The sequence below is a fragment of the Chelatococcus sp. KU-N122 genome (assembly GCF_055391085.1).
The window spans coordinates 1,236,681-1,262,321 of sequence record NZ_AP043981.1; the positions used below are offsets into that span (position 1 = coordinate 1,236,681).

A 25,641-nucleotide genomic window follows, 5' to 3' on the forward strand; every position below is an offset into this window, starting at 1 on the left:
GACATGCGCCCACTGGAAGGCATAACCGTGGTGAGCCTGGAGCATGCCATCGCCGCCCCGTTCTGCACGCGCCAGCTTGCCGACCTCGGTGCGCGGGTGATCAAGGTGGAGCGGCCGGGCGCGGGCGACTTCGCGCGCGGCTACGACCAGCGGGTGCATGGCCAGTCGTCCCACTTCGTCTGGGTGAACCGTTCGAAGGAAAGCCTGGCGCTCGACCTCAAGAACGCAGACGATATGGCCATCCTGGCCGCGCTGCTGACACGCGCCGACGTTCTCGTGCAGAACCTCGCGCCGGGCGCGGCCGACCGCCTCGGCCTGGGCTACGGGAAGCTCAGGGAGAGCCATCCCGCTCTCGTCGTCTGCGATATCTCGGGCTACGGAGCAGACGGCCCCTACCGCGACAAGAAGGCTTACGACCTTCTGATCCAGAGCGAGGCGGGATTTCTCTCGGTCACGGGCAGCACCGACCAGCCGGCGAAGGCGGGCTGCTCGATCGCCGACATCGCCGCCGGCATGTACGCCTACAGCAATATCCTGGCCGCGCTCATCGTGCGCGGAAAGACCGGCCGCGGCTGCCACATCGAGATCTCCATGCTCGAATGCATGGTCGAATGGATGAGCTTCCCGCTCTACTACGCGTTCGACGGAGCGCCTCCCCCGGTTCCCGCCGGGGCCTCCCATGCCAGCATCTATCCCTACGGCCCCTTCCCCGTCGGGCATGGCCCATCCGTCATGCTCGGCATTCAGAACGAGCGTGAGTGGGCGGCCTTCTGCGAGATCGTGCTGGGCAAGCCGGATCTCGCAACCGATCCCCGCTTCGCGACCAATGCGCAGCGCTCCGCCGAGCGCGAGGCGCTGAAGGCGATCATCAGGCAATCCTTCGCGGAGCTTTCGACCGCCGAGGTCGTGGCGCGCCTCGACCGCGCCGGCATCGCCAACGCCAACGTCAACGACATGGAAGGGGTCTGGAACCACCCGCAGCTCCGCGCGCGCAGCCGTTGGGTCGACGTCGATACGCCCGCCGGTCAGGTGCCGGCCCTGCTGCCGCCCGGCGTGCCCGGCGAGTTCCTCCCCCGCATGGATCCGGTCCCCGCCGTCGGCGAGCACAACGCCAAGATCCTGGCGGAGCTGGGGATCGACACCCCGGTCCGGACGACTGCCCGTGTCGGCTGAATCGATCGCAGCCGCCCGATCGTTCCTGTTCGTGCCGGGCGACAGGCCGGAACGCTTCGCCAGGGCAGCAAGCTCCGGCGCCGACTTCGCCATCATCGACCTCGAGGATGCGGTCGCCGACGATCGGAAGGCGGAAGCGCGGGCGCGCCTCACAGAGTGGCTTTCGCCGGATCGCCCCGTGCTGGTCAGGATCAACGCGGCCGGCTCGCCCGAGTTCGCCTGCGATCTCGAGGCATGCCGCCATCGGGGCGTCGCCGGTATCGTTCTGCCGAAGGCCGAGAGCTTGCGGGATATGGAGCGCGTGAGAGGGGCGGCGCCGGCCGCTGCCCTTCTGCCGCTCGTGGAGAGCGCCCGCGGGATGGCTTCGGCGCAAGTGCTGGCCCAGGGCGACGGCGTCGTGCGCCTCCTCTTCGGATCGATCGACTTTCAGCTCGATCTTGGAATTCCCGCAGACGGCGATCCACTGGCGTCGTTTCGCTCGCACCTCGTCCTGGCGTCCCGGCTCGCGGGCATCGCCTCCCCCGTCGACGGCGTGACCACCGACCTGTCGGACGGTGAGAGCCTGGCGTCCGATGTCGACCGCGCCCGCGCCTTCGGCTTCGGGGGCAAGCTTTGCATCCACCCCAAGCAGGTCGCCGCCATCAACGAGGGCTTCACGCCATCGGCCGCGGAGCGCGACTGGGCCCGAAGGGTCCTGGATGCAGCCACGCGGTCCGGACAGAGCGGCGCTTTTGCCATCGATGGCCGGATGGTGGATCGGCCGGTCCTCATCAAGGCCGAGCGCATCCTGGCGCGCCCCGGCTCGGACGCCGCAGCCGCGCCGAAAGGCCGGTGACGCGCCGGAGGATGTCCGGGTCGCGTCGGGGCCGACGGCCTGCAGAGATCGGATTCGCCGGAGCGCCGCGTCGTCCGACGGTCGCGCCGGCCGCCAGCGGCGCATCGGCGGCGCTGGATGATAAGCCGACTTAGCTGATCCGCGTTCGCCGGCGCAGGCCGCGCGGCACGGATGCAGCGGTGTCTCAGACGTAGGGCTCCGTGGTCTTGAAGGCCGGCCGATCCGCGACCGTCGCACGGAGGGCCTCCAGCTTCGGGAACGTCCGGAACCATTCCGTGTCGGAGAAGCGAAGGCGCACGTAGTCGATGGCGATGACCGCGGTGATGACGGCGATGTCCGGCGTGCCGCCGTCGTAGGGCGGCGGGTCCGCATCCAGCTGCTGCAGCCCGGCGAGAATTGTCCGCCGGCGCCTCAGGCCGACCGGCGCCGCATCGAACCCGGCGCCGGTTATCACCCGGCCGACCAACGTGTGGACCGCCGCCTCGATCACTCCGAAGGCGAGGCCCGCCTTCGCGACGACCGTCTCGACATCGCCGAAGACGAGGCTCGGCTCCGGGATCGTCTTCTCAAGCCAGAGCAGGATCAGAAGACTTTCCGTCAGCGGGCGCCCCTTCTCGGTCACCACCGCCGGCACCCGCGCCGCAGGGTTCACCGCCATCAGCGCAGGATCGTCGTTCCAGGGATTGACGATCTGCTCGTCCGGCCGGATGCCCTTCTCGATGAGCGCCACGCGCGCAATCCGGGCGTAGGGAGACGTCGTGTTGATCAGGACTTTCGCGGGCATGGCGCTTCCGGTCTCCCTATAGGCACATCGCGCATTTGATGGCCGCCGTTAACCGGCGGCCATCACGGTCGAAGATACCCGCCCCTGCCGCTCTCGCCAGCAGCTCAGGCGGCCGACCGCGCCGCTTCGACCTTCGGCTCGCGGAGCCCGGCCTGTTCGAGCAGCGGCATGACCCGCTCGTTCCAATAGGGAAGCTCCTGATTGTAATCAACCATGGTGATGAGCGTGCCGTCGATCCCGGTCGACGACAGGGCGACCAGCTTGTCGGCGACCTGCTCCGGCGTACCGACGAGTGGATAGCCGCCCCAGCCCGCGATGAAATTCTCGCGGAACTTGTCGAAATACTCCTGCGAATAGCTTCCGCTCTCGACGCCGAAGACCCGGCAGATATTGTCGCAAGCCTCCCAATCGCCCTTCTCGTGGACATAATGGTTGAAATAGTCCCGAGCCTCCTTCTCGGTGTCGCGGACCACGGCGTACGAGTACGTGAACGTGCCGATCTCGCGCCGGTGGGAATCCCAGGCGAGCTTCTTCATGTCGCGCACCCATGCGCTCCCCTTCTCGAGGTCCTCCACGACCGAGAAATTGATGTCGCAGTAACGTGCGGCAAAGTCTCGTCCCTTGGGCGAGGAGCCCGCGCTGATCAGCACCGGGCGTGGCTTCTGATATGGCTTCGGATCCGAGAAGCCCTGGTTGATCGTGAAATGTTCCCCGGAGAAGTCGAACCATTCCTCGCTCCAGAGCTTCTCGACGACTTCGACCCATTCGCTCGCGTATTCGTAGCGATTATCGTGCTCCATCATCTTCACGCCGAACATTTCCATTTCCGGTGTGAACCAGCCGCAGACCATGTTGAGCCCGAAGCGCCCTTTGGAGATATGGTCGATCGTGGTCGCCATCTTCGCTGCCACGATCGGATGGAGCGTCGGGACGTGGGACGTCGCGAACAGGAAGATGTCCTTCGTCTGCGCGGCGAGCGCAGCGGCCCATGTGTAGGTCTCCATGCAGTTGCCGTTGAAGTTCGACGGGCCGCCGAAGCCGCGCCAGCGCGCAATGGGAACCATGCACTCGAAGCCCGCCGCTTCGAGGGTGCGAGCGATCTCCAGGTTCTTCTCGAAGGTCGGACGGAAGCTGGTTTCCGCCAGGGTAATGGCGCACGCGTTCGAGCAGTTGGAGCCGAAGATCCCGAGCTTCAGCTTGTTGTTGTTGAACATCGGGTTTCCGGCGGCGCGATAGGCGTCGAGATTGCTCATGACCATGTCCTCGTGATCGTGTCGATGGGCTGAATTGAACCGGCGGTGGACGCATCTCGGGGCACCCGGTCTGCGGACACGCCGCGCGTCATGCGCCGAGCGCGGTCGAGCGGACCAGCGAGCCATCCTGGTACAGCAACGGAGAGATCTCTCCGCTCAGGTGCACGTCCTCGACCTCGCCGATGAAGATCGAATGGCTGCCATGGGCTATTGATCGAACGAGCGAGCAGAAGAGGCTGGCCTGCGCGTCGACGAGGTAGGGCGCTTCGCCCGATCGGTCAGCCCAGGCGCCCGCCGAGAACCGCTCCTCGCCGTTCAGCTTGCCGCTGAACAGCGGCACGAGCCCGTCATGACTGCAAGCGAGCAAATTGATGCAGAACTTGCCCGTATCGGCGATCGGATCGTGAACGCTCGCCGATCTATTGACACATGCGAGAAGCGACGGCGGCGAGGTGGTGACGGAGCTGACCGCGGTCGCCGTCATGCCATAGCGTCGCGATCCGGCCCTGGCCGTGACGATCGTGACCGTGGCTGCCATACGCCGCATGGCGGCCTTGAAGGCCGACGACAGCTCGCCTTCACAGATGCGTCCTTCCTCCACCTTCCGCCCTCCTCTTTTTTCTGGTCGGAACGATCGGTCGACGGCTCGAGCCTGTCGTTCGCCGCACGTGTTCCTCCCGGCGCAAGAACAAAGGAGCCAGTGGCTGGGCCGATCTGGAAAATCATCAGCACAGCCGCGCGGTGCACGGCGGAAACATTGATCGGTCGTGGGCGGCGATCCACCGAAAACTATCCGGCGCCGGCCCGTGACTGCCGAAAGCCGCGGTCGTTACGCGGCCACCATCGCTTGCACCGCTCTCCATCCATCCCCAGTCAGGACAACATCGAGCGCGGCAATCGAAATGTCCAATATATGGGACATGCTATTTCGATATGAGATTTGTATCCTCGGGCGGGGACGCCGTCCGTCGACCGAGTGCCGGCTCGAGAGCGCGGGCCGCGGCTCGTCCCGTCGATCGCCGGGGTGCAAGACGTCCAGTGCTGACAGGGGTCCGATATGGATTTTCGTCGTCTCCGATATTTCGTGGTCTGCGCAGAGGAGCTTCATTTCACACGAGCCGCCAGGCGCTTGGGCATTGCCCAGCCTCCCCTCAGTCAGCAGATCCGGGTGCTCGAAGGCGAGATCGGGACGCAGCTCTTCCACCGCCTGTCGCGCGGCGTCGAGCTGACCCCGGCAGGCGAATCCTTCCTGAAGGACGCGCGAGCGGTTCTCGATATGGCCGAGCGGGCCGTCGCCTCGGCCCAGCAGATCGCACGGGGCGAGCGCGGCTCCGTCAGAATCGGCTTCACCAGCTCCGCGTCCTTCAATCCGTTCGTTCCCGGCATCATCAGCGAGTTCCGGGCGCGACACGAGAGGGTCGACGTCTTCCTGAGCGAGAACACCACCCGCGTATCGCTCGAATATCTTCGCGAAGGCCGCCTGGACATCGCGTTTCTGCGGCCGGCGAGCAGCGAGACGAAGGGCATGTGGTCGCGCCTTCTCTTCGAGGAGGAGATGCAGGTCGCGCTGCCGGTGAGGCATCGCCTGGCCAAGCTGAAGGCCGTCGCCATCAGGGAGCTTACGCAGGAGCCGTTCATACTGCATCCGCGGGCCAACGGCTCGGCGCTCTACGACACGGTCATCGGCGGCTGTCAAAAGGCCGGCTTCAGCCCCCGTATCGTCCAGGAGGCGCCGCAGATGGCATCGACCATCGCGCTGGTCGCATCCGGTATCGGCGTCGCGATCGTGCCCGCCTCCATGAATCGGTTGCAGGCCGACGGCGTGGCCTACCGAAAAATCAGGGGCAACGCGCCACGCGCGTCGCTCAGCCTCGTCTATGGCGAGGGACCGCTTTCCGCCGCCGCGCGGGAGTTCGCGGAGATGGTGCAGCGAGCCGCCACGCTGCTTCCTCCGCGCGCGTCCGGGGCAAGCGCGGACGGTGGGGGCGCCCGGCCGTAGGCTTAGGCTGAGCCACCGTCCCGGAAGCGAGGATCCATTCGGTGGACCGGCCTGGCCTACCGGCGGCTTCGCCCGATACCGGTCAGTCCCTGCAGATGTGCGCCCTGGCCGACGACCGCCCCGAGCGCTCCGATGGTCTGGCGATTGGCCAGGGCGGCCGCAGCCGCGATCGGACGCGCCTCCGAGAGGCGCTTGAAGGCGTCGCCGATCGCCACGGCCAGGTGCAGCATGACGCTGGCGTCGCGATAACAGTCCGTCATGCAGGCCTGGCAGCCGTCGCGGATCGTCTGCGCGCCGTCAAAATCCCACAGCGAGCACATCGGCTTGTTCCAGGCCTCGCAGCGCCAGAGGTCATAGTTCCAGTCGAGATAGAAATACTTGTAGCCGGCGACGCAGACGAAGCGTTCCTTCTCGCCGCGCAGCCTGCGGACCATATCGTCCATCGAGGCGCGCGGGTTCTGCACCGGGATGATGTCGCGGATGCCGTCCGCCGCCGCGAAGGAGCGGATCAGCTCCTCCGGGGAGACGTCGACGATGTCGCTGTCCTCCGCGAAGACCATCGACGACGAGCCATAGGCGGCCTTGCGCGGATAGGAGAAGGTGACCGCCTTGAAGCCGAGCTCCCGGAGAAACCGGCCAAGGGCACGGTAATCCGTGACCAGCTTGCTCATCACCACGGAGGCGACCGGCGTCATGCCGCGCTTCGCCATCCGGCCATTGGCTTCCTTGATGCGCGTGCAGACGCCCTTCAAGCCGCGGTTCTTCTCGTGAACCGCGGGATCGGCACTGTCGATGGAAATGAAGATCGTCTTGATGCCCGCATCGGCAACGGCATCGAGCTTGTCGAGCAGGTTCCAGCCGTTGGTGACGAGGGTGGCCTGGATGCCCGCGTCGGCGGCCATTTTTGCCATGTCGATGATCTTGGGATGCAACAGCGGCTCACCGCCCATGAAGGTGAGAAACCTGACGTTGGCGCGCGAGTGGAGAAGCTCGAGCGCCGCGCCGAAGCGCTGCGCGTCGAGCCAGCGGCGATGGGTGATCAGTCCCTTGTCGTGGGCGAAGCTGCAGAAGTCGCAGGTCGCGTTGCACACGTTGGTGACCGAGATGTTGCAGACCGCCGGGCCGCCGGACGGGATGAGACGCAGAAGATCGGTCAGACCGGGCATGTCATCGTCCTTGAGAAATGGTGACGGCGCGTTGGCGGGCGTCGGCGCGCTCGGCGCCGGCCCACGCCACGAGACCGAGCAGGGATATGGCGAGCTCGCGCGCCCGGCGCACCAGCGCGACGACGATCGCGGCCTCCGCCGGCACGCCGACGAGGGCCGCGGACGCCACGATCGCGCCTTCCTGGACCAGGAGGGAGCCCGGCAGCATGAAGCCGGCGATGCGCATCGCCTGGCTGAGGCTTTCGATGATGAGACCGCGGCTCAGATCGATCGGGTGGCCGAGAAGCGCCAGGACACCGCAGATTTCCACGCTGCCGAGCACCCAGGCCATGCTGTGCCAGAGCATGGCCCACGCCAGGGAGCCATGCGCGGCGCGCACCTCGGCCATGGTCGAGCGGAAGCTCTGAAAGGACTCGAGCCTCAGCTTCGGAAAACGACGCAGGAGCAGATTTTCCGCCCAGCTCAAGGAGCGGCCCCCCTGCAGCACCACCAGCGCCACGATGCCGGCGACGCCGAGTCCCGCCCCGACGACCGCCGCACCGAGCAGATCGGTCTCCCGATTGATCATGAGAAGAAGCGCGAGGCCGACGATCGTGAAGAGGCCTTGCGACACGGATTCCACGGTCACGTCCATGGTGGCCGTCGCGGCGCTCAGCTTCCCCGGAACGCCCCAGCGGGTCAGCAGCCGTGCCGCCGCCACCTGCCCGACGATGGCGCCAGCCGGGAGCAGTGTGTTCGCGGTCTCCCGGAACCACCGCAGCATCGTCATGGCCCGAACGGAGGGGCGGTCGTCCCTCGGTAGGAGGCACCACCACGCCAGGGCGGTAAAGACGATCTGCGGGACATGCACAGCGGCGGACACGGCCAGGCCCGCCGGCAAGGCGGCGACCACCCGCCGCATCTCGCCGAGGCCGCCGTCGATGAAGAGGGCCAAGGCAGCGAAGGCGAGACACAGGAGAACCAGCAGAATCCCGCCATAGCGGAGGCCGCTCCGCAGGCCGGGAAAGGCGTCGCCCCCGTCGCCCCCTCGCTCCAACGACGGCTCGGCCACGTCACGCATCCTGCTTGTCAGGGAAGGCTCCCCCGCGATCCGATTGAGATAACCCAGCCCCGACCGAATGCCAACGCGAGCCAGCCGAGCCAACGCAGGCCTGCAGCCGACCAACATGAATAACATCCGCGCGCAAGCGGCGCCACACCGCGGGTGCAAGGCGGCCAAGCCCTTGACCCATCCGTTCCGTAAGACAGATTATGGAGCAAAAGGCGGTGCCTGCGCCGCCGCTATGGGAGAGAGACATGGCCAGGGACTTCGATCTGGTGATCCGTCACGGCACGGTGGTGGATGGCAGCGGCGGCCCCTCGTTCGAGGCAGACGTCGCCATCCGCGGCGGCCGCATCGCCGAGATCGGCCGCGTCGCGGGCTTCGGTCGGGAGGAGATCGACGCCAAGGGCCAGCTCGTCACCCCCGGCTTCGTCGACATCCACACCCACTACGACGGCCAGGCGGTGTGGGACCGCCACCTGGCGCCGAGCGCCTGGCACGGCGCGACGACCGTGGTGATGGGCAATTGCGGCGTCGGCTTCGCGCCGGTGAAGGCCACCGATCGCGACAAGCTCATCGCGCTCATGGAAGGCGTCGAGGACATCCCGGCCCCCTGCCTGGCCGAAGGCCTCGATTTCAACTGGGAAAGTTTTGGCGACTATCTCGACGTGGTGGCGGCGCGCCCGCGCGACGTCGACGTCTGCGCCCAGCTGCCCCATGCGGCGGTGCGCGTCTACGTCATGGGCGAACGGGCGCTCCGGCTCGAGAACGCCACGCCGACCGACGTCGCCCGCATGCGCCAGATCGTGACGGATGCGATCCGCGCCGGCGCCTTCGGCGTGAGCACCTCGCGCACGATCAACCACAAGACGCTGGCCGGCGACCCGACGCCGACCTTGAAGGCGCAGGAGGACGAGCTCCTGGGCCTGGCCATGGGCCTCGCCGACGCCGGCAAGGGCCATCTGCAGCTCATCACGGACTTCAACCAGCCCGATGCGGAGACCGAGTTCGCCATGCTGCGGCGGGTGGTCGAGGCATCCCGGCGCCCGTGCCTGTTCTCGCTGTTCCAGAAGCACGACCGGCCGGGCGACTACCGCAAGCTGCTGGCCCTCGCGGGCCAGGCGACGCGCGAAGGCCACATCATGCGGCCGGTCTTTCCGCCGCGGCCGATCAGCGTCCTGTTCGGTCTCACGAGCAGCCTCAATCCGTTCTCCGGCACGCAGGCGTACCGATCGATCGCCGACAAGCCCTTCGCCGAGCGGCTCGCCATCATGCGCAATCCGGAGTTCCGCGCCAAAGTGCTCAGCGAGGATCTGAGCAAGGGCAATGTGCCGCTGCTGCGCGCGCTGAACTACAAGCGGTTGTTCCTGCTCGACGACAATCCGAACTACGAGCCGGCCGAGGAGAACTCCATCGCCGCGATCGCCGCGCGCGAGGGGCGCAGCGCGCCGGAGGTCGCCTATGACCTGATCGTCGCCGGCGACGGCACCGACTTCCTGCTGTTCACGATCCTCAACTACGCCGACTACAATCTAGAGCCGAGCCGGGAGATGCTGGGCGACGCCAACGCCATCATGGGCCTGGGCGACGGCGGCGCACACGTGGGCTTCATCTGCGACGGCAGCTTCGTGACCTATCTGCTGAGCTGGTGGGGCAGAGACCGTCCGACCGACCGGCTGCCGCTCGAGGAGTGCGTGCGCCGCCTGACCAGCGACACGGCCCACGCCGTGGGCCTCTACGACCGCGGCCTCCTCCGTGTCGGCCTGCGTGCCGACGTGAACGTCGTCGACTTCGGCCGGCTCGCCATCGAGAAGCCCTTTATCAGGGCGGACCTGCCGGCCGGCGGCCGCCGCTTCCTGCAGCGGGCGCGCGGCTACACGGCGACCGTCGTGGCCGGCCAGGTCACCTACCGCGACGGCGAGGCCACCGGCGCCCTGCCCGGCGCGCTGGTGCGCGGCCCGCAGCCGGCCCCGGCGGCCCTGGCCCAGGGCGTCGCGGCGGAGTGAGCCGGCGGCGAGCAGGCGCCACCTGACGGCGGCCGGGGCAACGGGCTCGGCCGCGCTCCGGCGAACGGGATGCACTCCCCAAACGCGACGGTCGGCGGCGCGGGCCGCACGATCCTGAGTCCAACCGGTGTTGACGGGGGAATTTCCCCCTGTTGAGGCGGACCGATCCCCGCCCTTCAATGTCGATCGAAGGGGGCCGGCCTATGAGAGGTCCGGTGGGGGGGGCGCGAAAATGATTCTTGAATTGATGTCCGGAGTCGCACGTCGTGACGACGGCGCGGTTTCCACCACATGGCGTCTGTGCACGACTGTCGCGGGTGGGGTCGGCATAGGCTGTAACCATGAGCACGCGACGCCCGAGGAGGCTCTGGCGTGCGAAGAGGCCCGCGCCGCTCTTCGGCGGTTTGCCGCGCGGCCCGAGGGAGGCATGGGCCGGCAAGCTCCCCAAGAGCGCCCGGTGCGAGCCCTACACCCCCTCGAAAGTGCGTGAACCGCGGTTCGGGATGCCTCTGCCGCGCCAATCGGCGGGGCCACGGCAGCACGTCGTAATTGCAAGGATCGCGGCGGCCGGAGGGAGTAGCCGTGCGCAAACGAAGGTCGGTGTACGCCTTGTTCGCGCTCTTGGTCGTGGTCGCACTCGGCGCGCTCGCAGCAGCGATCTGGATCGCCTTCTTCGCCCATTAGACTTGCTATGACGCGAGCCGGCGGGTGAAGAAGGCGAGGATTTCGTCGCGTGCCGTGCGGGTCGGCTGGCCCTCCTCGTCGATGAGATGGACCGTCACGACGCTGTGCGGGGTTGCCACCGCCTTGGCGAAGAATTCCGGCACGTCGGGATTGGCCGCGCTGTCGGGCAGGACGCGGCCGTCGAAGCGGTCACCGAGCGCCTCCTGATAGGCCGCGAAGCGCTGGGCCTTGCAGAAGCGGTCGCCCTCGAAGCGATAGGCCAGCACGGTGAGGTCCTCCCTGTCGAGACGCTCCTTGACGGCTTTCAGCTCGTCCGCAGCGATCTCCAGTCCGGCGTCGTCGTCCATCGGCAGCGTCGGCTGCGACAGAACGGGCGCCAGCATCGACGGTTCGAGCATCATGCTGAGCGCGAAATTGCCCGAGAAGCACATGCCGATCGCCCCCACGCCCGGGCCGCCGCACTCCTCGTGCGCAAGCTTCGCCAACGCCCGCAGCCACTTGGTCACCGGGCTCGAGCCGCCCGCGCCGAAGGCCCGGAACTCCGCGCTCATGCAGACGCGCTTGAAGATGGCCTTGCCGATCTCGAGATCGACCGGCTCGCCGTCGCGGCCGAACAGCGACGGCATGTAGACGGTGAACCCCGCCTCCCGCACCCAGCGGGCGAACCGCGCGACGTGCGGGCTGATGCCCGGCATTTCGTGGATCACGATCACGCCCGGCCCTGCGCCCGAGACGTGGACCATCTTGGTCGTTCCGCTCAGTGTGAGCTTGCGTGGCGCGAAATCCTCCAGGGGATCGTAGGCGTCGAGCGTCCTCGTCGGCATGGGCCGGTATCCTTTCGGTGGGTCGGCGGCGCGCCGCTGCTTGCCGCCGCGCCGGATGCGACGGCAGCGCCGATGCGGTCGACGCGGCTTGCATCTGACCGCCGGACGGCGTTTGACTGAAGTGTCGGATCTGACATTTTTGAGGCTTGATCAGCCAATGTTCGATTTCACCCTCCTCGCGCTCCGCGGCGCCTTCGCGTCCGGTGTGGGAGCCACCCTCGACATCCTGTCGAGCGCCGCGAGCCTCGCCACCGGGGCAGGCTGCGCTGCGCCGCGATGGCGGGTGTGCTCGACCGAGACGACGGTCGTGCTCAGCAACGGCCTCAAGATCGACGCGACGCTCCTGCCGAAGACGCCACGGCCGGACGGTTCGATCTGGGTGGTGCCGGGCCTCGGCCTCGAGACCGCCGACGCCGTGATGAGCCGCTTTTCGCAGCCGGACGCCGTCCGGGCGATCGGAGCGTTACGGGCCCAGGCCGCTGCCGGGGGCACCATTGCGGCCTCATGCTCGGCCGTCTTCCTCCTGCGGGAAGCCGGCCTGCTGGCTGGCAAGCGGGCCACGACCACGTGGTGGCTCGGCGGCCTTCTCCGGCAGCTGGAGCCGGACTGCGTCGTCGATGTCGATCAGATGGTGGTCGCCGACGGCAACATCGTCACCGGCGGCGCCGCCTTCGCCCATGTCGATCTCATGCTCCATCTGCTGCTCACCGGACTGAGCCCGTCGCTGGCCGGCGCGGTGTCGCGCGCCATGGTGATCGATGGGCGGCAGTCGCAGGCGCCGTTCATCGTGCCGGCGGCGCTCGCCAACGGCAACGAGCTCGTCGGCCGGCTGGTGGCGCGCTTCGAGGCGGGGCTGCCGAACCCGCCCACCGTGCAGGAGCTGGCGACGGAGCTCAGCATGTCGAACCGCACGCTCCTTCGCCACATCAAGGCCGCGACCGGGCGCAGCGTGTCGGCCTTGCTCCAGAGCGTGCGCATCAATCGGGCGCGCATGCTGTTGGAGACGAGCCGGATGTCGGTCGAGCAGGTCGCCGAACAGGTCGGCTACGCCGACGCCACCGCGCTGCGGCGTCTCATGCGCAAGGGCACGCGGGCGACGCCGAGCCAATTCAGGCTGAACGTGTTCGACGATCGGCGGACCGCCGCGATCGGGAACCGGGCGGCCTCCCCGGCCGCGTCCTGATGCGGCGCCGGCATTGGAATCGCGGCGGCCGCAAGGCCACGGGATGGCCGGGAGGTATTGATCAGGCGGCCGAGCGCCCTAGTTGCTGGGATGCGGGCGGCCGCCCGCCTGCCCGACACAAAGCGCTGCGAGTGAAATGACCCTAGGCCGCACCCTGTCGATTCTCGTTGCAGCGGTTGGCATGTCCGTGCTGACCGGCTGCGTATCGCCCGGCCCGGGCTCCTACTATGCCGGAGGAGCGAGCTACGGCGGCCCCGGCTACTACGGCGGCGGCTATTACGGCGGTGGTGGCTATTACGGCGGTGGTGGCGGCTATTATGCCGGCGGGGGCTACTACCGCCGCGGCGGCTATTACCGCGGCGGGCGTTATGGCTATGGCCGGGGCGTCTATGGACGGCCGGGCTTTGGCTATCACGGCAGGCCTTACGGCAGGGCCGGCTTCGGGCACAGGCGCTACGGCGGCGGGCGAGCGGCGTTTCGGTAGAGGCGCTATGGCGGGTGATCCGCTCGCCACGGCTCGGGGCGCCCGGGCCGCAACGGGGCCGTGCGGGACAGGGCCGGGGCTGCCTCAGCATCAGCTAAGCTCATAGCCTGGGCTGCCTGGAGAGACGACCTCGGAGCGAATCTCGTCGACGGGATCCGACGTCGCCTCATTGCGATCGGCCGGTCGGAGGTGCCGGTTTCAAGCCGCGTGGGGCCATTGCTGGGCGCTCGTATCGACGGCGAGTGCCGCGGCCGCGCGCCAACGGGCTCACTTCGCAGGAAGAGGCTGTATTGACATTGTCGTGGCAACGACTAAGTGCCGTGGTAAGACCAGGAGAGCCCAATGGCGCAGTCGGCTCAGGCGGACACCGACCGGAAGCATTCGGCTCGGAAGGATGATGTCATTCAGATTCGTGCGTCGGCGGGCACCAAGGCGCTGCTGAGCCGGGCGGCGGCCTTGCGGGGGCAGAAGCTGTCGGAGTTCATGCTGGACAGCGCCCGTCGGCAGGCGGAAGAGACCATTCTGGATCAGCGCAGCTTCTTTCTCGATGCCGAAGCGCACGACAAGTTTCTCGCGTTGCTGGACGCGCCGGCGAAGCCGTCCGAGGAGCTTCGCACGCGCATGAGACGTCAGCCCGCCTGGGAACGTTGATGCCGGCAGGCGGCGATGGCGGACAGGCCGGCAGGGCATCGCGGGTCCGGCCTCCGGAGCTGCTGAGCGGCGATCATGACGTCGGCAACTTCCGGAACGGAAAGCATTCCTCCCTTGATGACTGGCTGCGAGAGCGTGCTTTTGCCAGCGAAGGGATGTCGGCACGGACCTATGTGGTCTGCGCTTCGGAGGCACCCAAGCGTGTCGTCGGCTACTACGCCGTTTCGACGGCGATGGAAATGCGGGTTGCATTGCCGAGCGCCAAACTGCGACGGGGCATGCCCGAGCAGATCCCCCTGCTGTTGATCGGACGTCTGGCCGTCGACCAGGCGCATCAGGGGACCGGGCTCGGAACCGATCTGCTGGCCGATGCGCTGCGCCGCTGCCTTGCCGCATCCGAGATCGCCGGCGTTCGCGCGGTCGTGGCTCACGCGATCGACGACGAAGCCGGGCGCTTCTATCAAAGGCACGGCTTTGTGCCCTCCCCGCTCGGAACGCGGGTCATGCTCATGCCGATCGAGGTGATCCAGGCGCTGCTGTCAGCGTCTTGAGCTCGTCACGCGGCTGCGCTCCCCGCCTACTCGCCCTCCCCCTGCGGCCGGCTAAGCCACAGGGCGGCGAGGGTGCAGGCGGCGCCCGACAGCAGGTAGGCGCCGGCGGCGATGAGGCCGAAGCTGCTGGCCAGCAGCAGCGCCACCAGCGGCGCGAAGCCGGCGCCGAACAGCCAGGCGAGGTCCGACGTCAGCGCCGAACCGGTGTAGCGGTAGCGGATCGGGAAGCGCGAGGCGAGCGCGCCGGAGGACTGGCCGAACGACAGCCCCAGGAGGATGAAGCCGAGGATCATGAAGATCGCTTCGCCGCCGAGGCCGAGATCGAGGAACTGCGGCGCGAAACCGCTGAAGACGGCGATGGCGGCAGCCGAGCCGCCGAGCAGGGCGCGCCGGCCGACCCGGTCGGCGATCGCGCCCGAGATGACCATGGCGACGATGCAGGCCACCGCGCCGAGGGTCTCGATGCCGAGGAAGCGGGCCGGTCCGTCGCGGGTGTAGAGGAACACCCACGACAGCGGGAACACCGTGACCATGTGGAACAGCGCGAAGCTCGCCAGCGGCGTGAAGGCGCCGATCAACACGTTGCCGCCCTGCGCCCGCAGCGTCTCGCCGACCCGCGCCGGCTGCAGCGTGCGCGATTCGAACAGCTGCCGGTACTGGGGCGTCACCACCATGCGCAGGCGGGCAAACAGCGCCACCACGTTGATGGCGAAGGCGACAAAGAACGGGTAGCGCCAGCCCCAGTCGTAGAAATCCTCGGACGACAGGTTGGCCGCAAAGAAGGCGAACAGGGCGCTCGCCATGATCAGGCCGAGCGGGGCGCCGAGCTGCGGGATCATCGCATACCAGCCGCGACGGCGCGCGGGGGCGTTGAGGGCGAGCAGCGAGGCGAGGCCGTCCCACGTGCCGCCGAGCGCCACGCCCTGGCCGATGCGCGCCAGGGCCAGCAGCCAGGCCGATGCGACGCCGATCTGGACGTAGCCGGGCAGGAAGGCGATGGCCACGGTGGAGGTGCCGAGCAGGACCAGCGCGCTGGTGAGCTTGGCGCTGCGCCCATAGGCCCTGTCGACGGCCATGAAGATGATGGTGCCGAACGGCCGCGCCAGGAACGCCAAGGCGAAGATGGCGAAGGAGTAGATCGTGCCGGTCAGCGCATCGTGCTCGGGAAATACGAGCCTCGGGAACACGATCACCGACGCGATGGCATAGACGAAGAAGTCGAAATACTCCGACGTGCGGCCAATGATGACGCCCACGGCGATGTCGCCGGCGTCCACCTCTTCATCCGCGTGGATGCTTGTTGCATCCCGCTCCAGCGCTGACGTTTGAGCCATCAACTCCACACCGATGAACGGGCCTCTCGCGCGGGCACGTGCCGATCCGGCCGGAGACGGGCGCCACCGGCGCGCATGCTCCGCACGGCCGCCGCGCTCGGCAGGGCCCCTGTCTGCGGCTCTTCTTGCCGCCGCACCCCCCGGCCTGGGCATTGGGCAAATTGTCCAATGCCGATCTCGTACTCCCGGCGCTAGCGATGCCTCCAAATAACAGTGCCCATTTCCAGGTGGTGTCGTGAGACCCTTTCGGATTGCTGCCCTTCTGCCGCTTATAAGCATTCTAGGCGGTTGCAACTTGATTGTATTACGCCCCTCCGGCGACGTCGCCAGCCAGCAGGGCGACCTCATCTTGATCTCGACGTTGCTGATGCTCGTCATCATCATTCCGGTGATGGCGCTCACCGTGCTGTTCGCGTGGCGCTACCGCCACTCCAACACCGAGGCGGCCTACGATCCCGACTGGCACCACTCGACGCGCCTGGAGCTCGTCATCTGGTCCGCGCCGCTGGCGATCATCATCTGCCTGGGCGCCGTCACCTGGATGGCCACGCACCTCCTCGACCCCTACCGGCCGCTCGACCGGATCGATCCGGAGCGGGCCGTCGCCGCCGACGCGACGCCGGTCGAGGTGGAGGTCGTCGCGCTCGACTGGAAGTGGCTGTTCATCTACCCGCAGCTCGGCATCGCCACCGTCAACGAGCTGGCGGCCCCGGTCGACAAGCCGATCAACTTCCGCATCACCTCGTCGTCGGTGATGAACTCCTTCTACATCCCGGCGCTGGCCGGCCAGATCTATGCCATGCCCGGCATGCAGACCAAGCTGCATGCGGTGATCAACAAGCCGGGGACCTATCGCGGCTTCTCCGCCAACTACAGCGGTGCGGGCTTCTCCGGCATGCGCTTCGCCTTCCATGGCATGGAGCGCGCCGACTTCGACAAGTGGGTGGCGAGCGTCCGCGCCAGCGGCAACGGGCTCGACCGGCCGGGCTACCTGGCCCTCGAGCGGCCGAGCGAGAACGAGCCGGTGCGCCATTACGGCCGCGTCGACGCAGACCTCTTCGGCGCCATCCTCAACATGTGCGTCGAGCCCGGCAAGATGTGCATGAACGAGCGGATGGCGCTGGACGCCAAGGGTGGCCTGGGGCTGGCCGGCGTCAACAACGTGCTGCCGCTCACCTACGACAAGCACGCCCGCCGCGGCGCCGTCTTCGGTGCGGCCCCCGCCTACCTCCCCAGCGTCTGCAGCGTGGAGGAGGCGAACAGCAGGCTCACCGCATGGGCGCCACCGGCGCCGTCCGAGCCGATCCAGGGAGCCGGGCTGCCGCGCCCGGCCACGAAGCCGGCCAAGCCACAGCCGAGCATGACGCCCCGCAATTCCTAGCAGCGGCGCAAGCCGCCGCTGCACTCCTCGTTGCGCGCCGGGGACCGCGTGGGTCCTCGCACCTCACGGCCGGCGCCCTAGACCAGAGAAGGTGAGAGCACATGTCGGAAGGCTCGCCCGCCCTCCACGCCATCTTCGGCCGCCTGTCACTGGAATCGCTTCCGCTGCACGAGCCGATCGTCGTCGTCACCTTCGCCGTGGTGGCGCTGGGCGGGCTCGCCCTGCTCGCCACGATCACGCGCTTCGGCCTGTGGGGCTATCTGTGGCGCGAGTGGTTCACCAGCGTCGACCACAAGCGCATCGGCATCATGTACATGGTGCTGGGTATCGTCATGCTCATCCGCGGCGTCTCCGACGCCGTCATGATGCGCCTCCAGCAGGCGATGGCGTTCAACGGCAGCGAGGGCTACCTCAACGCCCACCACTACGATCAGCTGTTCACCGTGCACGGCGTGATCATGATCTTCTTCGTGGCCATGCCGCTGGTCACGGGGCTGATGAACTACATCATGCCCTTGCAGATCGGCGCCCGCGACGTCTCCTTCCCCTTCCTGAACAACTTCAGCTTCTGGATGACGGCCGGCGGCGCGGTGCTGGTGATGATGTCGCTGTTCATCGGCGAGTTCGCGCGCACCGGCTGGCTCGCCTATCCGCCGCTCTCAGGCATCGGCTACAGCCCGGACGCGGGGGTGGACTACTACATCTGGGCCCTGCAGGTCGCCGGCGTCGGCACGACGTTATCCGGCGTCAATCTGATCTGCACGATCATCAAGATGCGGGCCCCCGGCATGACCATGATGCGGCTGCCGGTGTTCACCTGGACGTCGCTGTGCACCAACGTGCTCATCGTCGCCTCCTTCCCGGTGCTGACCGTCGTGCTCGTTCTGCTCTCCGCCGACCGCTACGTGGGCACGAACTTCTTCACCAACGACTTCGGCGGCAATCCGATGATGTATGTGAACCTCATCTGGATCTGGGGACATCCGGAGGTCTACATCCTCGTCCTGCCGGTGTTCGGCATCTTCTCGGAAGTGACGGCCACGTTCGCGGGCAAGCGCCTGTTCGGCTACACCTCGATGGTCTACGCCACCATCGTGATCACGGTGCTGTCCTACCTGGTGTGGCTGCACCACTTCTTCACCATGGGCTCGGGCGCCAGCGTTAATTCCTTCTTCGGCATCACGACGATGATCATCTCGATCCCGACCGGGGCGAAGATCTTCAACTGGCTGTTCACCATGTACCGCGGCCGCATCCGCTTCGAGCTGCCGATGATGTGGACCGTGGCGTTCATGCTGACCTTCGTGGTGGGCGGCATGACCGGCGTGCTGCTGGCCGTGCCGCCCGCGGACTTCGTGCTGCACAACAGCCTCTTCCTCGTCGCCCACTTCCACAACGTCATCATCGGCGGCGTGGTGTTCGGGCTGTTCGCCGGCATGACCTACTGGTTCCCCAAGGCCTTCGGCTTCCGGCTCGACCCGTTCTGGGGCAAGATCAGCTTCTGGTGCTGGGTGGTGGGCTACTGGCTCGCCTTCACCCCGCTCTATGTCCTCGGCCTGATGGGCGTGACCCGGCGCATGCGGGTGTTCGACGACCCGTCGCTGCAGATCTGGTTCATCATCGCCGGCATCGGCGCGGCCTTCGTCGTCGCCGGCATCGCCGCCTTCGTCGTGCAGATCTACGTCAGCATCCGGCGGCGCGAGGCCCTGCGCGACGTCACCGGCGATCCGTGGAACGGACGCACCCTGGAATGGGCGATCTCGTCGCCGCCGCCCGCCTATAACTTCGCCTTCACGCCCGTCGTCCACGATGTCGACGCCTGGTGGGACATGAAGGCGCGCGGCTACAAGCGGCCGCTCAGCGGCTTCCAGCCGATCCACATGCCGAGCAACACCGCCACCGGGATCATCCTGGCCGGGCTCAGCGTGGCGCTCGGCTTCGCCCTCATCTGGTACATCTGGTGGCTCGCTGCCGTCAGCTTCGCCGCGCTGATCGCCGTCGCCATCGCCCACACCTTCAACTACCACCGCAGCTTCAACATTCCCGCCGACGACGTCGCTCGGGTCGAGGAAGCGCGGACCCGCCAACTGGCCGTGCAGGGCTGAGCGATGACCGTCGTCACGAAGATCGCGCCGGCCGAGGAGCCGGTCTTCCACCTCGCGCATGAGCACGAGCATCCGGACGGCAGCAGCACGATGCTGGGCTTCTGGATCTACCTGATGAGCGACTGCCTCATCTTCGCGATCCTGTTCGCCACCTACGGCGTGCTCGGCACCAGCTATGCGGCCGGGCCGGCGCCCAAGGACCTGTTCGAGCTGCCGCTCGTCGCGCTCAACACGACGATGCTGCTGCTGTCCTCGATCACCTATGGCTTCGCCATGCTGACGATGGACAAGAACCGGGTCCGGGCGACGCAGGCGTGGCTGGCGGTCACCGCGGTGTTCGGCCTCGCCTTCATCGCCATCGAGCTCTACGAGTTCGCCCACCTGATCCATATCGGCGCGACGCCCCAGCGCAGCGCGTTCCTGTCGTCGTTCTTCCTGCTCGTCGGCACGCACGGGCTGCACGTGACCTTCGGCCTGATCTGGATCGTCACCCTGATGGTTCAGGTCGGCCTGCGCGGCCTGATCCCGGCCAACCAGCGCCGTCTGATGTGCCTCAGCCTGTTCTGGCACTTCCTCGACGTGATCTGGATCGGCGTCTTCACCTTCGTCTACCTGATGGGAATGCTGCGATGAGCTCTGAGGCGCACACGGGAGCGGCGGCTCACGCCGACGGCGCGGCTTCGCATGGCGGCGAGCATGCCCACGGCTCGATGCGGGGCTACCTCATCGGCTTCGGGCTGTCGGTGCTGCTCACCGCCATCCCCTTCTGGATCGTCATGGCCGAGCCGATCGCCAGCAAGCAGGTGGCCGGTTTCGCCATCATGGCGTTCGCCGCGGTGCAGATCGTCGTCCACATGGTCTACTTCCTGCACATGAACACCCACTCGGACGAGGGCTGGACCATGATGGCCTTCATCTTCACGGCCATCATCCTGGTGATCGTGCTCAGCGGCTCGCTGTGGGTGATGTACCACCTCAACACCAACATGATGCCCAGCCACACCATGGAACAGATGCGGTGATCGCGGCGGGCCTTGCGGGAGGGGATGCACGCCCCGCCGCCCGGGCCGCCGCGGCGCCGGCGGACCGGCGCCCGCTCCCTGCCTGGGCCCTGCTCGTCCTCGGCCTCGCGGCGCTCGCCCTCGCGGCCGGGCTGCTGGCGCTCGGCGTCTGGCAGGTGCATCGGCTGCACTGGAAGCTCGACCTGATCGAGCGGGTCGAGACGCGCGTGAGCGCCCCGCCCGCGGCCGCGCCCGGCCCGGAGCGGTGGGCGGCGATCAGCGCGGCAGGCGACGAATACAGCCACCTCTGGCTGACGGGGCGCTTCCGCTACGATCGGGAGACGCGCGTGTTCGCGTCCACGGCGCTGGGCAGCGGCCACTGGGTGCTGACACCGCTCGAGACCACCGACGGCTTCACCGTGCTGGTGAATCGCGGCTTCATCCCATCCGGCGAGCGCGATCCGGCCGCCTACAGGCCCGCGCCCCCGGACGGGCCGGCCGAGGTGACGGGCCTGCTGCGGATGACCGAGGTCGGCGGCGCCTTCCTCCGTGCCAACGACCCGGCCGCCGACCGCTGGTACTCGCGCGACGTGGCGGCCATCGCGCACCGGCGCGGGCTGTCGCAGGTCGCCCCCTACTTCGTGGACGCCGATCGGGGATCCGACGCGCAGGCGCTGCCGGTCGGGGGGCTGACGGTGGTCCGTTTCGCCAACAACCATCTCGTCTACGCGCTCACCTGGTTCGCGCTGAGCACCCTGCCGATGGCTGCCGTCGTATTGGTGGGACGGCGCGAGTGGCGCCTGCGGGCACGGCGCACCGCCCGCGCCGCCTCCCGATCGGACGGCGTCATCTGAGCCGGGCGCGTCACTGTTGCGTGAAGCGAGAGCGGCCCCGTGGCGCATCCGCCCCCTCCCGGACAAGAAGAGTGACTATATCCGTTCGCTGACGGCGGACGGCCAGGCAACCGCGACACGGATCCGGCACACATCCGAGGAGCAAGGACAATTTCCGCCCAGGATACGGCCAACAAGAAGAACCTGCTCCTTCTGGTGCAGATGCGCTGGGCCGCGGTCATCGGTCAGGTTGCGACGATCGCGATCGTCGACGCGTGGCTCGATGTCGACCTGCCGTTGCTGCCGATGGGCGGCGTCATCGTCTTCCTGATCGGCTTGAACGCCTTCACGCTCGTCCGGCTGCGGCGCCGAAGCGACGTCACCAATGGGGAGCTCTTCCTCGAGCTGCTCCTCGACGTCGCGGCGCTGACGGTCCAGCTCTGCCTCAGCGGCGGCGCCACCAACCCCTTCGTGTCGCTCTACCTGCTGCAGGTGATCATCGGGGCCGTGCTGCTCGAGGCCTGGTCGACCTGGGTGCTGGTCTTCGTGACGAGCGCCTGCTTCATCGGCCTGACCGTGGTCTACCGGCCGATTGCCATCCTCGGCCGCCAAGGCGGCGATGACGAGCTCTTCAGCCTCCACACGCGCGGCATGTTCATCTGCTTCGTGCTGGCGGCCAGCCTGCTCGTCTTCTTCGTCACCCGGATCAACCGCAATCTGCGGGCCCGCGACCTGCGCCTGGCCGAGCTGCGCCAGCAGTCGGCCGAGGAGCATCACATCGTCCGCATGGGCCTGCTGGCCTCCGGGGCGGCGCACGAGCTCGGCACGCCGCTCGCCACGCTGTCGGTGATCGTCAACGACTGGCGCCGCATGCCGACCTTCGCGATGGACGCGGAAACCCTGCACGACCTGGACGAGATGCAGACGCAGCTCGGCCGCTGCAAGGCCATCGTCTCCGGCATCCTGCTCTCCTCCGGCGAGGCGCGCGGCGAAGGCACGGTCAGAACGACGGTCAGGACGTTCATGGACGAGCTCGTCGCGGATTGGCGGGCGCTGTGCAATCCGGCCTCGCTCGACTACGTGAACCGGTTTGCCCCGGATGAGGCGATCGTCTCCGATCTCGCGCTGAAGCAGGTGATCTTCAACGTCTTCGACAATGCGCTGGAAGCGTCGCCGGCGTGGGTCGGTGTCGTGGTCGAGCGGCGGGGGGAGCGGCTCGCCATCATCGTGAGCGATCGCGGTCAGGGCTTTCCGCCGGACATGATCGATCAGCTCGGCAAGCCCTACCGCTCGACCAAGGGCCGCCCCGGCAGCGGGCTCGGCCTGTTCCTTGTCGTGAACGTGGTGCGTAAGCTCGGGGGCACCGTTGCCGCAGCCAACGGCCCGCGCGGTGCAACCGTCACGCTGACCTTCCCGCTCGCCGCGCTGTCGCAGGAGGCCGACTATGGATGATAGGCCATCACTCCTGATCGTCGAGGACGACCCGTCGTTCGCCCGCACATTGCGCCGGTCGTTCGAACGGCGCGACTACGACGTCCACGTCTGCGGCGACCTGGACGCCGTGCGCCGGCTGATCGAGACGGTCTCGCCCATGTACGCCGTCATCGATCTCAAGCTGGTGGGCGAGTCCGGCCTCGAATGCGTCAAGGCGCTGCACAGCCACGATCCACGCATGAAGATCGTCGTGCTGACCGGCTTCGCCAGCATCGCCACCGCCGTCGAGGCGATCAAGCTCGGCGCCTGCCACTACCTCGCCAAACCCTCTAACACCGACGATATCGAGGCGGCGTTCGACAAGGCCGAGGGTGATACGAGCGTGCCGCTGACGGCCCGGCGCTCGTCCATCAAGACGCTCGAATGGGAGCGCATCCACGAGACCCTGGTCGAGACCGATTTCAACATCTCCGAAACCGCCCGCCGCCTCGGCATGCACCGCCGGACGCTGGCGCGGAAGCTCGAGAAGCGGCGGGTGACGTAGGCGTCCACGATCTCTCCAAGCGCTCCAGATTCAAAAAATTATGAGCATTTCTCTGCCATTGGATGACCTCATCCAATGGCGAAATGCTCTAGCGCCTGACAGGAGGGTCCCATGCCCAAGATCGACATCGACGCGGTGCCGAAGCGGCTCGGCTCAGGATATCCGGCGCCGTTCGATGCTCCCTGCGCGGAGCGCGTGCGGCAGCGGCTGGGCAACGCCGGCGGCCTCGCCGATTTCGGCATCAATCTCATGCGGCTGCCGCCGGGGGGCTGGTCGAGCCAGCGCCACTGGCATTCGGCCGAAGACGAGTTCGTCTATGTGCTCGAAGGCGAACTGACGCTGATCGAGGATGACGGCGAGACGCTGCTTCGTGCCGGCGATTGCGCAGCCTTTCCGAAGAGCTCCGGCAACGGTCACCACATGATCAACCGGTCCGCTGCCCCGGCGGTCTATATCGAGGTCGGCTCGCGCTCGCCCACGGATGTCATCACCTGCTCGGACATCGACATGATGAGCCCGAGCACCGACGGCCGGTTCCTGCACAAGGAGGGTACCCCCTACCCACCGTAGCCCGGAGGCGGCGGACGCACGTCGCGGCCGTCGCAAGACGCGGCTCCGATGGCGCTCGAATTCAACGGCGCAGCGCTATTCTGCCCGATCAAACGAGTCCGTCGGGCGGGGCAGAGGCCCGCCCTGCTCACTCCAGCGCGGCGGCGATCGCCTTGCCGCAGGCGACGGTGTCGGCGTGGCCGCCGATATCGGCGGTGCGGCCGGCCGGATCGGCCAGCACACGCTCGACCGCCCGCACGATCGCGGCGGCCGCGCCCGTCTCGCCCAGGTGGTCGAGCATCATCGCAGCGGACCAGATCTGGCCGACCGGATTGGCGATGCCCCGGCCGGCGATATCCGGCGCCGAGCCGTGCACCGGCTCGAACAGCGACGGATGGGTGCGGTCCGGATTGATGTTGCCCGACGGCGCGATGCCGATCGTCCCGGTGCAGGCGGGCCCGAGATCCGACAGGATGTCGCCGAACAGGTTGGAGGCGACCACCACGTCGAAGCGGTCGGGGTGGAGCACGAACTGCGCCGTCAGGATGTCGATATGGTACTTGTCGGTGCGCACCTCGGGGTACGCCGCCTTCATGGCGTCGACGCGCTCATCCCAATAGGGCATGGTGATCGCCACGCCGTTCGACTTGGTGGCCGAGGTCAGGTGCTTGCGCGGTCGCCGCTGCGCCAGCTCGAAGGCATACTTCAGGACGCGGTCGACGCCGTGGCGCGACATGACGGTTTCCTGGATGACGATCTCGCGCGGCGTGCCCGCGTACATGCGGCCGCCGATCGAGGTGTATTCGCCCTCCGTGTTCTCGCGGACGATCCAGAAGTCGATGTCGCCCGGCCCGCGGCCGGCGAGCGGCGAGGCGACGCCCGGCATCAGCCGCACCGGCCGCAGGTTGACGTACTGGTCGAACTCGCGCCGGAACAGCAGCAGCGAGCCCCAGAGCGAGACGTGGTCGGGCACCGTGTCGGGCCAGCCGACCGCGCCGAAGAAGATGGCGTCCGAGCGGCCGATCCGCTCCTTCCAGTCGTCGGGCATCATCTGGCCGTGGCGGGCGTACCAGTCGCAGCTGGCGAATTCGTGCCAGCTCTGCTCGACGGTGAAGCCGTAGAGCGAGGCCGCCTTCTCGAGCACGCGGATGCCCTCCGGCATGACCTCCTTGCCGATGCCGTCGCCCGGGATGACGGCGATGCGATAGCGTCTGTCGGCCATGTCGGTGTCTCCTGCTTGAGGGGGTGGCCGGATAGGCCGGCGCGGCGGGCCGGCAGCTCCGAGGCCGTTCGCGGCCCAGACGTTTGTAGCCGGTTCGGCCCGCGATGCCGATGGCAGACGAGGCGCTCTATCGCACGGCTTTGATCGCGGCCCGGCCGGGCCTCAATGATGGTCGCGCGTGCACTGGCCGTGGTCGGCAAGCACCTGGATGACGCGGCACTCGCACATCTCGCCGTGGCCGCATTCGTCGATCATCCGCGCGAGCTCGGCGCGCAGCGCCGTGAGCTGCGCAATCCGCCGCTCGACGGCTTCCATATGCCGGCGGGCGATGGCATCGGCTTCCGTGCAGGGACGATCGGGTCTGCCGCTCAGCTCCAGAAGCTCGCGGATAGCCTCGATCTCGAAACCGAGCTCGCGCGCGTGCCGGATGAAGTTGAGCCGCATCGCCTCCGGCGCGCCGTAGCGGCGCTGCTTGCCTTCCGTGCGGCTCGGCGCCGGCAACAGGCCGACCTGCTCGTAGTAGCGGATGGTCGGCACCTTGACCTGGGTGCGGCGCGAGAGCTCACCGATCGAAAATTCCATGGGGACCCCCTTGAACCTCTA

25 protein-coding genes are annotated in these 25,641 nt (G+C 67.7%); 16 read left to right on the forward strand and 9 right to left on the reverse strand.

What is annotated here, in order from left to right:
- Nucleotides 1–3 precede the first annotated feature (3 nt).
- Nucleotides 4–1,173: a CaiB/BaiF CoA transferase family protein gene (locus ACZ5PO_RS05500; RefSeq protein ID WP_464191077.1), complete on the forward strand. Its 1,170-nt coding sequence runs from the start codon at nt 4–6 to the stop codon at nt 1,171–1,173.
- Nucleotides 1,163–2,008 (forward strand): HpcH/HpaI aldolase/citrate lyase family protein, encoded by an 846-nt coding sequence (locus ACZ5PO_RS05505; RefSeq protein WP_464191079.1) that lies wholly within the window; start codon nt 1,163–1,165, stop codon nt 2,006–2,008. Before ACZ5PO_RS05500 ends, ACZ5PO_RS05505 begins: the two co-directional genes overlap by 11 nt.
- Nucleotides 2,009–2,192: 184 nt before the next feature.
- Here ACZ5PO_RS05505 and ACZ5PO_RS05510 read toward each other — a convergent pair whose 3' ends face one another.
- The 3 genes from ACZ5PO_RS05510 to ACZ5PO_RS05520 form a co-directional block, all read right to left on the reverse strand.
- The gene (locus ACZ5PO_RS05510; protein ID WP_464191081.1) at nt 2,193–2,792 is read right to left on the reverse strand and encodes a glutathione S-transferase family protein; all 600 of its coding nucleotides are present in this window, start codon (nt 2,790–2,792) and stop codon (nt 2,193–2,195) included.
- A 104-nt stretch (nt 2,793–2,896) separates the two neighbouring features.
- Nucleotides 2,897–4,045 (reverse strand): LLM class flavin-dependent oxidoreductase, encoded by a 1,149-nt coding sequence (locus tag ACZ5PO_RS05515; RefSeq protein ID WP_464191083.1) that lies wholly within the window; start codon nt 4,043–4,045, stop codon nt 2,897–2,899.
- 88 nt (nt 4,046–4,133) lie between these two features.
- Nucleotides 4,134–4,646 carry a flavin reductase family protein gene (locus ACZ5PO_RS05520; protein WP_464191085.1) on the reverse strand — a complete coding sequence of 171 codons (513 nt, stop codon included), beginning with the start codon at nt 4,644–4,646 and terminating at the stop codon, nt 4,134–4,136.
- A 456-nt stretch (nt 4,647–5,102) separates the two neighbouring features.
- On the opposite strand from ACZ5PO_RS05520, the gene ACZ5PO_RS05525 reads away from it, so the two are divergent.
- Nucleotides 5,103–6,044, forward strand: coding sequence for a LysR family transcriptional regulator (locus ACZ5PO_RS05525; RefSeq protein WP_464191087.1), 942 nt, complete (start codon nt 5,103–5,105; stop codon nt 6,042–6,044).
- Between the two features lie 56 nt (nt 6,045–6,100).
- On the opposite strand, the gene ACZ5PO_RS05530 is transcribed toward ACZ5PO_RS05525, so the two are convergent.
- Nucleotides 6,101–7,210 (reverse strand): radical SAM protein, encoded by a 1,110-nt coding sequence (locus ACZ5PO_RS05530; RefSeq protein ID WP_464191089.1) that lies wholly within the window; start codon nt 7,208–7,210, stop codon nt 6,101–6,103.
- Nucleotide 7,211: 1 nt separating this feature from the next.
- Nucleotides 7,212–8,261 carry a lysylphosphatidylglycerol synthase domain-containing protein gene (locus ACZ5PO_RS05535; protein WP_464191091.1) on the reverse strand — a complete coding sequence of 350 codons (1,050 nt, stop codon included), beginning with the start codon at nt 8,259–8,261 and terminating at the stop codon, nt 7,212–7,214.
- Nucleotides 8,262–8,506: 245 nt separating this feature from the next.
- Here ACZ5PO_RS05535 and ACZ5PO_RS05540 point away from each other — a divergent pair, with 245 nt between their 5' ends.
- The gene (locus ACZ5PO_RS05540) at nt 8,507–10,258 is read left to right on the forward strand and encodes an N-acyl-D-amino-acid deacylase family protein (protein ID WP_464191093.1); all 1,752 of its coding nucleotides are present in this window, start codon (nt 8,507–8,509) and stop codon (nt 10,256–10,258) included.
- Nucleotides 10,259–10,947: 689 nt separating this feature from the next.
- Here ACZ5PO_RS05540 and ACZ5PO_RS05545 read toward each other — a convergent pair.
- Nucleotides 10,948–11,766 (reverse strand): dienelactone hydrolase family protein, encoded by an 819-nt coding sequence (locus tag ACZ5PO_RS05545; protein ID WP_464191095.1) that lies wholly within the window; start codon nt 11,764–11,766, stop codon nt 10,948–10,950.
- A gap of 157 nt (nt 11,767–11,923) precedes the next feature.
- Here ACZ5PO_RS05545 and ACZ5PO_RS05550 point away from each other — a divergent pair, with 157 nt between their 5' ends.
- The 4 genes from ACZ5PO_RS05550 to ACZ5PO_RS05565 all read left to right on the forward strand — a co-directional run bounded on the left by ACZ5PO_RS05550 (nt 11,924) and on the right by ACZ5PO_RS05565 (nt 14,635).
- Nucleotides 11,924–12,949, forward strand: a complete 1,026-nt coding sequence (locus ACZ5PO_RS05550; RefSeq protein ID WP_464191097.1) for a GlxA family transcriptional regulator — start codon at nt 11,924–11,926, stop codon at nt 12,947–12,949.
- A 181-nt stretch (nt 12,950–13,130) separates the two neighbouring features.
- Nucleotides 13,131–13,433, forward strand: a complete 303-nt coding sequence (locus ACZ5PO_RS05555) for a hypothetical protein (RefSeq protein WP_464191100.1) — start codon at nt 13,131–13,133, stop codon at nt 13,431–13,433.
- A 342-nt stretch (nt 13,434–13,775) separates the two neighbouring features.
- A complete protein-coding gene (locus ACZ5PO_RS05560) occupies nt 13,776–14,084 on the forward strand; it encodes a type II toxin-antitoxin system TacA family antitoxin (RefSeq protein ID WP_464191102.1) in 309 nt (102 codons plus the stop codon).
- A complete protein-coding gene (locus ACZ5PO_RS05565) occupies nt 14,084–14,635 on the forward strand; it encodes a GNAT family N-acetyltransferase (RefSeq protein WP_464191104.1) in 552 nt (183 codons plus the stop codon). Before ACZ5PO_RS05560 ends, ACZ5PO_RS05565 begins: the two co-directional genes overlap by 1 nt.
- A 26-nt stretch (nt 14,636–14,661) precedes the next feature.
- Here the strand turns inward: ACZ5PO_RS05565 and ACZ5PO_RS05570 are convergent, their stop codons facing one another.
- Nucleotides 14,662–15,969 (reverse strand): MFS transporter, encoded by a 1,308-nt coding sequence (locus ACZ5PO_RS05570; RefSeq protein ID WP_464191107.1) that lies wholly within the window; start codon nt 15,967–15,969, stop codon nt 14,662–14,664.
- A 235-nt stretch (nt 15,970–16,204) separates the two neighbouring features.
- On the opposite strand from ACZ5PO_RS05570, the gene cyoA reads away from it, so the two are divergent.
- From cyoA to ACZ5PO_RS05610, 8 genes are all read left to right on the forward strand, one after another.
- The gene (gene cyoA / locus ACZ5PO_RS05575; protein WP_464191109.1) at nt 16,205–17,350 is read left to right on the forward strand and encodes a ubiquinol oxidase subunit II; all 1,146 of its coding nucleotides are present in this window, start codon (nt 16,205–16,207) and stop codon (nt 17,348–17,350) included.
- A gap of 101 nt (nt 17,351–17,451) precedes the next feature.
- A complete protein-coding gene (cyoB, locus tag ACZ5PO_RS05580; protein ID WP_464191111.1) occupies nt 17,452–19,455 on the forward strand; it encodes a cytochrome o ubiquinol oxidase subunit I in 2,004 nt (667 codons plus the stop codon).
- Nucleotides 19,456–19,458: 3 nt separating this feature from the next.
- On the forward strand, nt 19,459–20,088 hold the full coding sequence (cyoC, locus tag ACZ5PO_RS05585; protein ID WP_464191114.1) for a cytochrome o ubiquinol oxidase subunit III: 630 nt from the start codon (nt 19,459–19,461) through the stop codon (nt 20,086–20,088).
- Nucleotides 20,085–20,477 (forward strand): cytochrome o ubiquinol oxidase subunit IV, encoded by a 393-nt coding sequence (cyoD, locus tag ACZ5PO_RS05590; protein WP_464191116.1) that lies wholly within the window; start codon nt 20,085–20,087, stop codon nt 20,475–20,477. The genes cyoC and cyoD overlap by 4 nt, the downstream gene beginning before the upstream one ends.
- Entirely contained in the window at nt 20,474–21,310 is an 837-nt protein-coding gene (locus ACZ5PO_RS05595) for an SURF1 family protein (protein ID WP_464191118.1), read from the forward strand. Before cyoD ends, ACZ5PO_RS05595 begins: the two co-directional genes overlap by 4 nt.
- Before the next feature lie 201 nt (nt 21,311–21,511).
- A complete protein-coding gene (locus tag ACZ5PO_RS05600) occupies nt 21,512–22,741 on the forward strand; it encodes an ATP-binding protein (RefSeq protein WP_464196696.1) in 1,230 nt (409 codons plus the stop codon).
- On the forward strand, nt 22,734–23,267 hold the full coding sequence (locus ACZ5PO_RS05605) for a response regulator transcription factor (RefSeq protein WP_464191120.1): 534 nt from the start codon (nt 22,734–22,736) through the stop codon (nt 23,265–23,267). Before ACZ5PO_RS05600 ends, ACZ5PO_RS05605 begins: the two co-directional genes overlap by 8 nt.
- A 111-nt stretch (nt 23,268–23,378) precedes the next feature.
- Nucleotides 23,379–23,837, forward strand: coding sequence for a cupin domain-containing protein (locus ACZ5PO_RS05610; RefSeq protein WP_464191122.1), 459 nt, complete (start codon nt 23,379–23,381; stop codon nt 23,835–23,837).
- 127 nt (nt 23,838–23,964) lie between these two features.
- Here ACZ5PO_RS05610 and ACZ5PO_RS05615 read toward each other — a convergent pair whose 3' ends face one another.
- Both ACZ5PO_RS05615 and ACZ5PO_RS05620 read right to left on the reverse strand, forming a co-directional pair.
- Nucleotides 23,965–25,038 (reverse strand): tartrate dehydrogenase, encoded by a 1,074-nt coding sequence (locus ACZ5PO_RS05615; protein WP_464191124.1) that lies wholly within the window; start codon nt 25,036–25,038, stop codon nt 23,965–23,967.
- 162 nt (nt 25,039–25,200) lie between these two features.
- Nucleotides 25,201–25,620 carry a MerR family transcriptional regulator gene (locus ACZ5PO_RS05620; RefSeq protein WP_464191126.1) on the reverse strand — a complete coding sequence of 140 codons (420 nt, stop codon included), beginning with the start codon at nt 25,618–25,620 and terminating at the stop codon, nt 25,201–25,203.
- Between the last annotated feature and the right edge of the window lie 21 nt (nt 25,621–25,641).

Excerpts from the sequence above, each read along its gene's own strand:
- ACZ5PO_RS05530 (WP_464191089.1), bottom strand. The coding sequence starts at position 7,210 with ATGCCCGGTCTGACCGATCTTCTGCGTCTCATCCCGTCCGGCGGCCCG.
- ACZ5PO_RS05510 (WP_464191081.1), bottom strand. The coding sequence starts at position 2,792 with ATGCCCGCGAAAGTCCTGATCAACACGACGTCTCCCTACGCCCGGATT.
- cyoD (WP_464191116.1), top strand. The coding sequence starts at position 20,085 with ATGAGCTCTGAGGCGCACACGGGAGCGGCGGCTCACGCCGACGGCGCG.
- ACZ5PO_RS05555 (WP_464191100.1), top strand. The coding sequence starts at position 13,131 with ATGTCCGTGCTGACCGGCTGCGTATCGCCCGGCCCGGGCTCCTACTAT.
- ACZ5PO_RS05540 (WP_464191093.1), top strand. The coding sequence starts at position 8,507 with ATGGCCAGGGACTTCGATCTGGTGATCCGTCACGGCACGGTGGTGGAT.
- ACZ5PO_RS05565 (WP_464191104.1), top strand. The coding sequence starts at position 14,084 with ATGCCGGCAGGCGGCGATGGCGGACAGGCCGGCAGGGCATCGCGGGTC.
- ACZ5PO_RS05515 (WP_464191083.1), bottom strand. The coding sequence starts at position 4,045 with ATGAGCAATCTCGACGCCTATCGCGCCGCCGGAAACCCGATGTTCAAC.
- ACZ5PO_RS05570 (WP_464191107.1), bottom strand. The coding sequence starts at position 15,969 with ATGGCTCAAACGTCAGCGCTGGAGCGGGATGCAACAAGCATCCACGCG.
- ACZ5PO_RS05560 (WP_464191102.1), top strand. The coding sequence starts at position 13,776 with ATGGCGCAGTCGGCTCAGGCGGACACCGACCGGAAGCATTCGGCTCGG.
- ACZ5PO_RS05545 (WP_464191095.1), bottom strand. The coding sequence starts at position 11,766 with ATGCCGACGAGGACGCTCGACGCCTACGATCCCCTGGAGGATTTCGCG.
- ACZ5PO_RS05615 (WP_464191124.1), bottom strand. The coding sequence starts at position 25,038 with ATGGCCGACAGACGCTATCGCATCGCCGTCATCCCGGGCGACGGCATC.
- cyoB (WP_464191111.1), top strand. The coding sequence starts at position 17,452 with ATGTCGGAAGGCTCGCCCGCCCTCCACGCCATCTTCGGCCGCCTGTCA.
- ACZ5PO_RS05610 (WP_464191122.1), top strand. The coding sequence starts at position 23,379 with ATGCCCAAGATCGACATCGACGCGGTGCCGAAGCGGCTCGGCTCAGGA.
- ACZ5PO_RS05605 (WP_464191120.1), top strand. The coding sequence starts at position 22,734 with ATGGATGATAGGCCATCACTCCTGATCGTCGAGGACGACCCGTCGTTC.
- ACZ5PO_RS05600 (WP_464196696.1), top strand. The coding sequence starts at position 21,512 with ATGCGCTGGGCCGCGGTCATCGGTCAGGTTGCGACGATCGCGATCGTC.
- ACZ5PO_RS05550 (WP_464191097.1), top strand. The coding sequence starts at position 11,924 with ATGTTCGATTTCACCCTCCTCGCGCTCCGCGGCGCCTTCGCGTCCGGT.
- ACZ5PO_RS05500 (WP_464191077.1), top strand. The coding sequence starts at position 4 with ATGCGCCCACTGGAAGGCATAACCGTGGTGAGCCTGGAGCATGCCATC.
- ACZ5PO_RS05525 (WP_464191087.1), top strand. The coding sequence starts at position 5,103 with ATGGATTTTCGTCGTCTCCGATATTTCGTGGTCTGCGCAGAGGAGCTT.
- cyoC (WP_464191114.1), top strand. The coding sequence starts at position 19,459 with ATGACCGTCGTCACGAAGATCGCGCCGGCCGAGGAGCCGGTCTTCCAC.
- ACZ5PO_RS05620 (WP_464191126.1), bottom strand. The coding sequence starts at position 25,620 with ATGGAATTTTCGATCGGTGAGCTCTCGCGCCGCACCCAGGTCAAGGTG.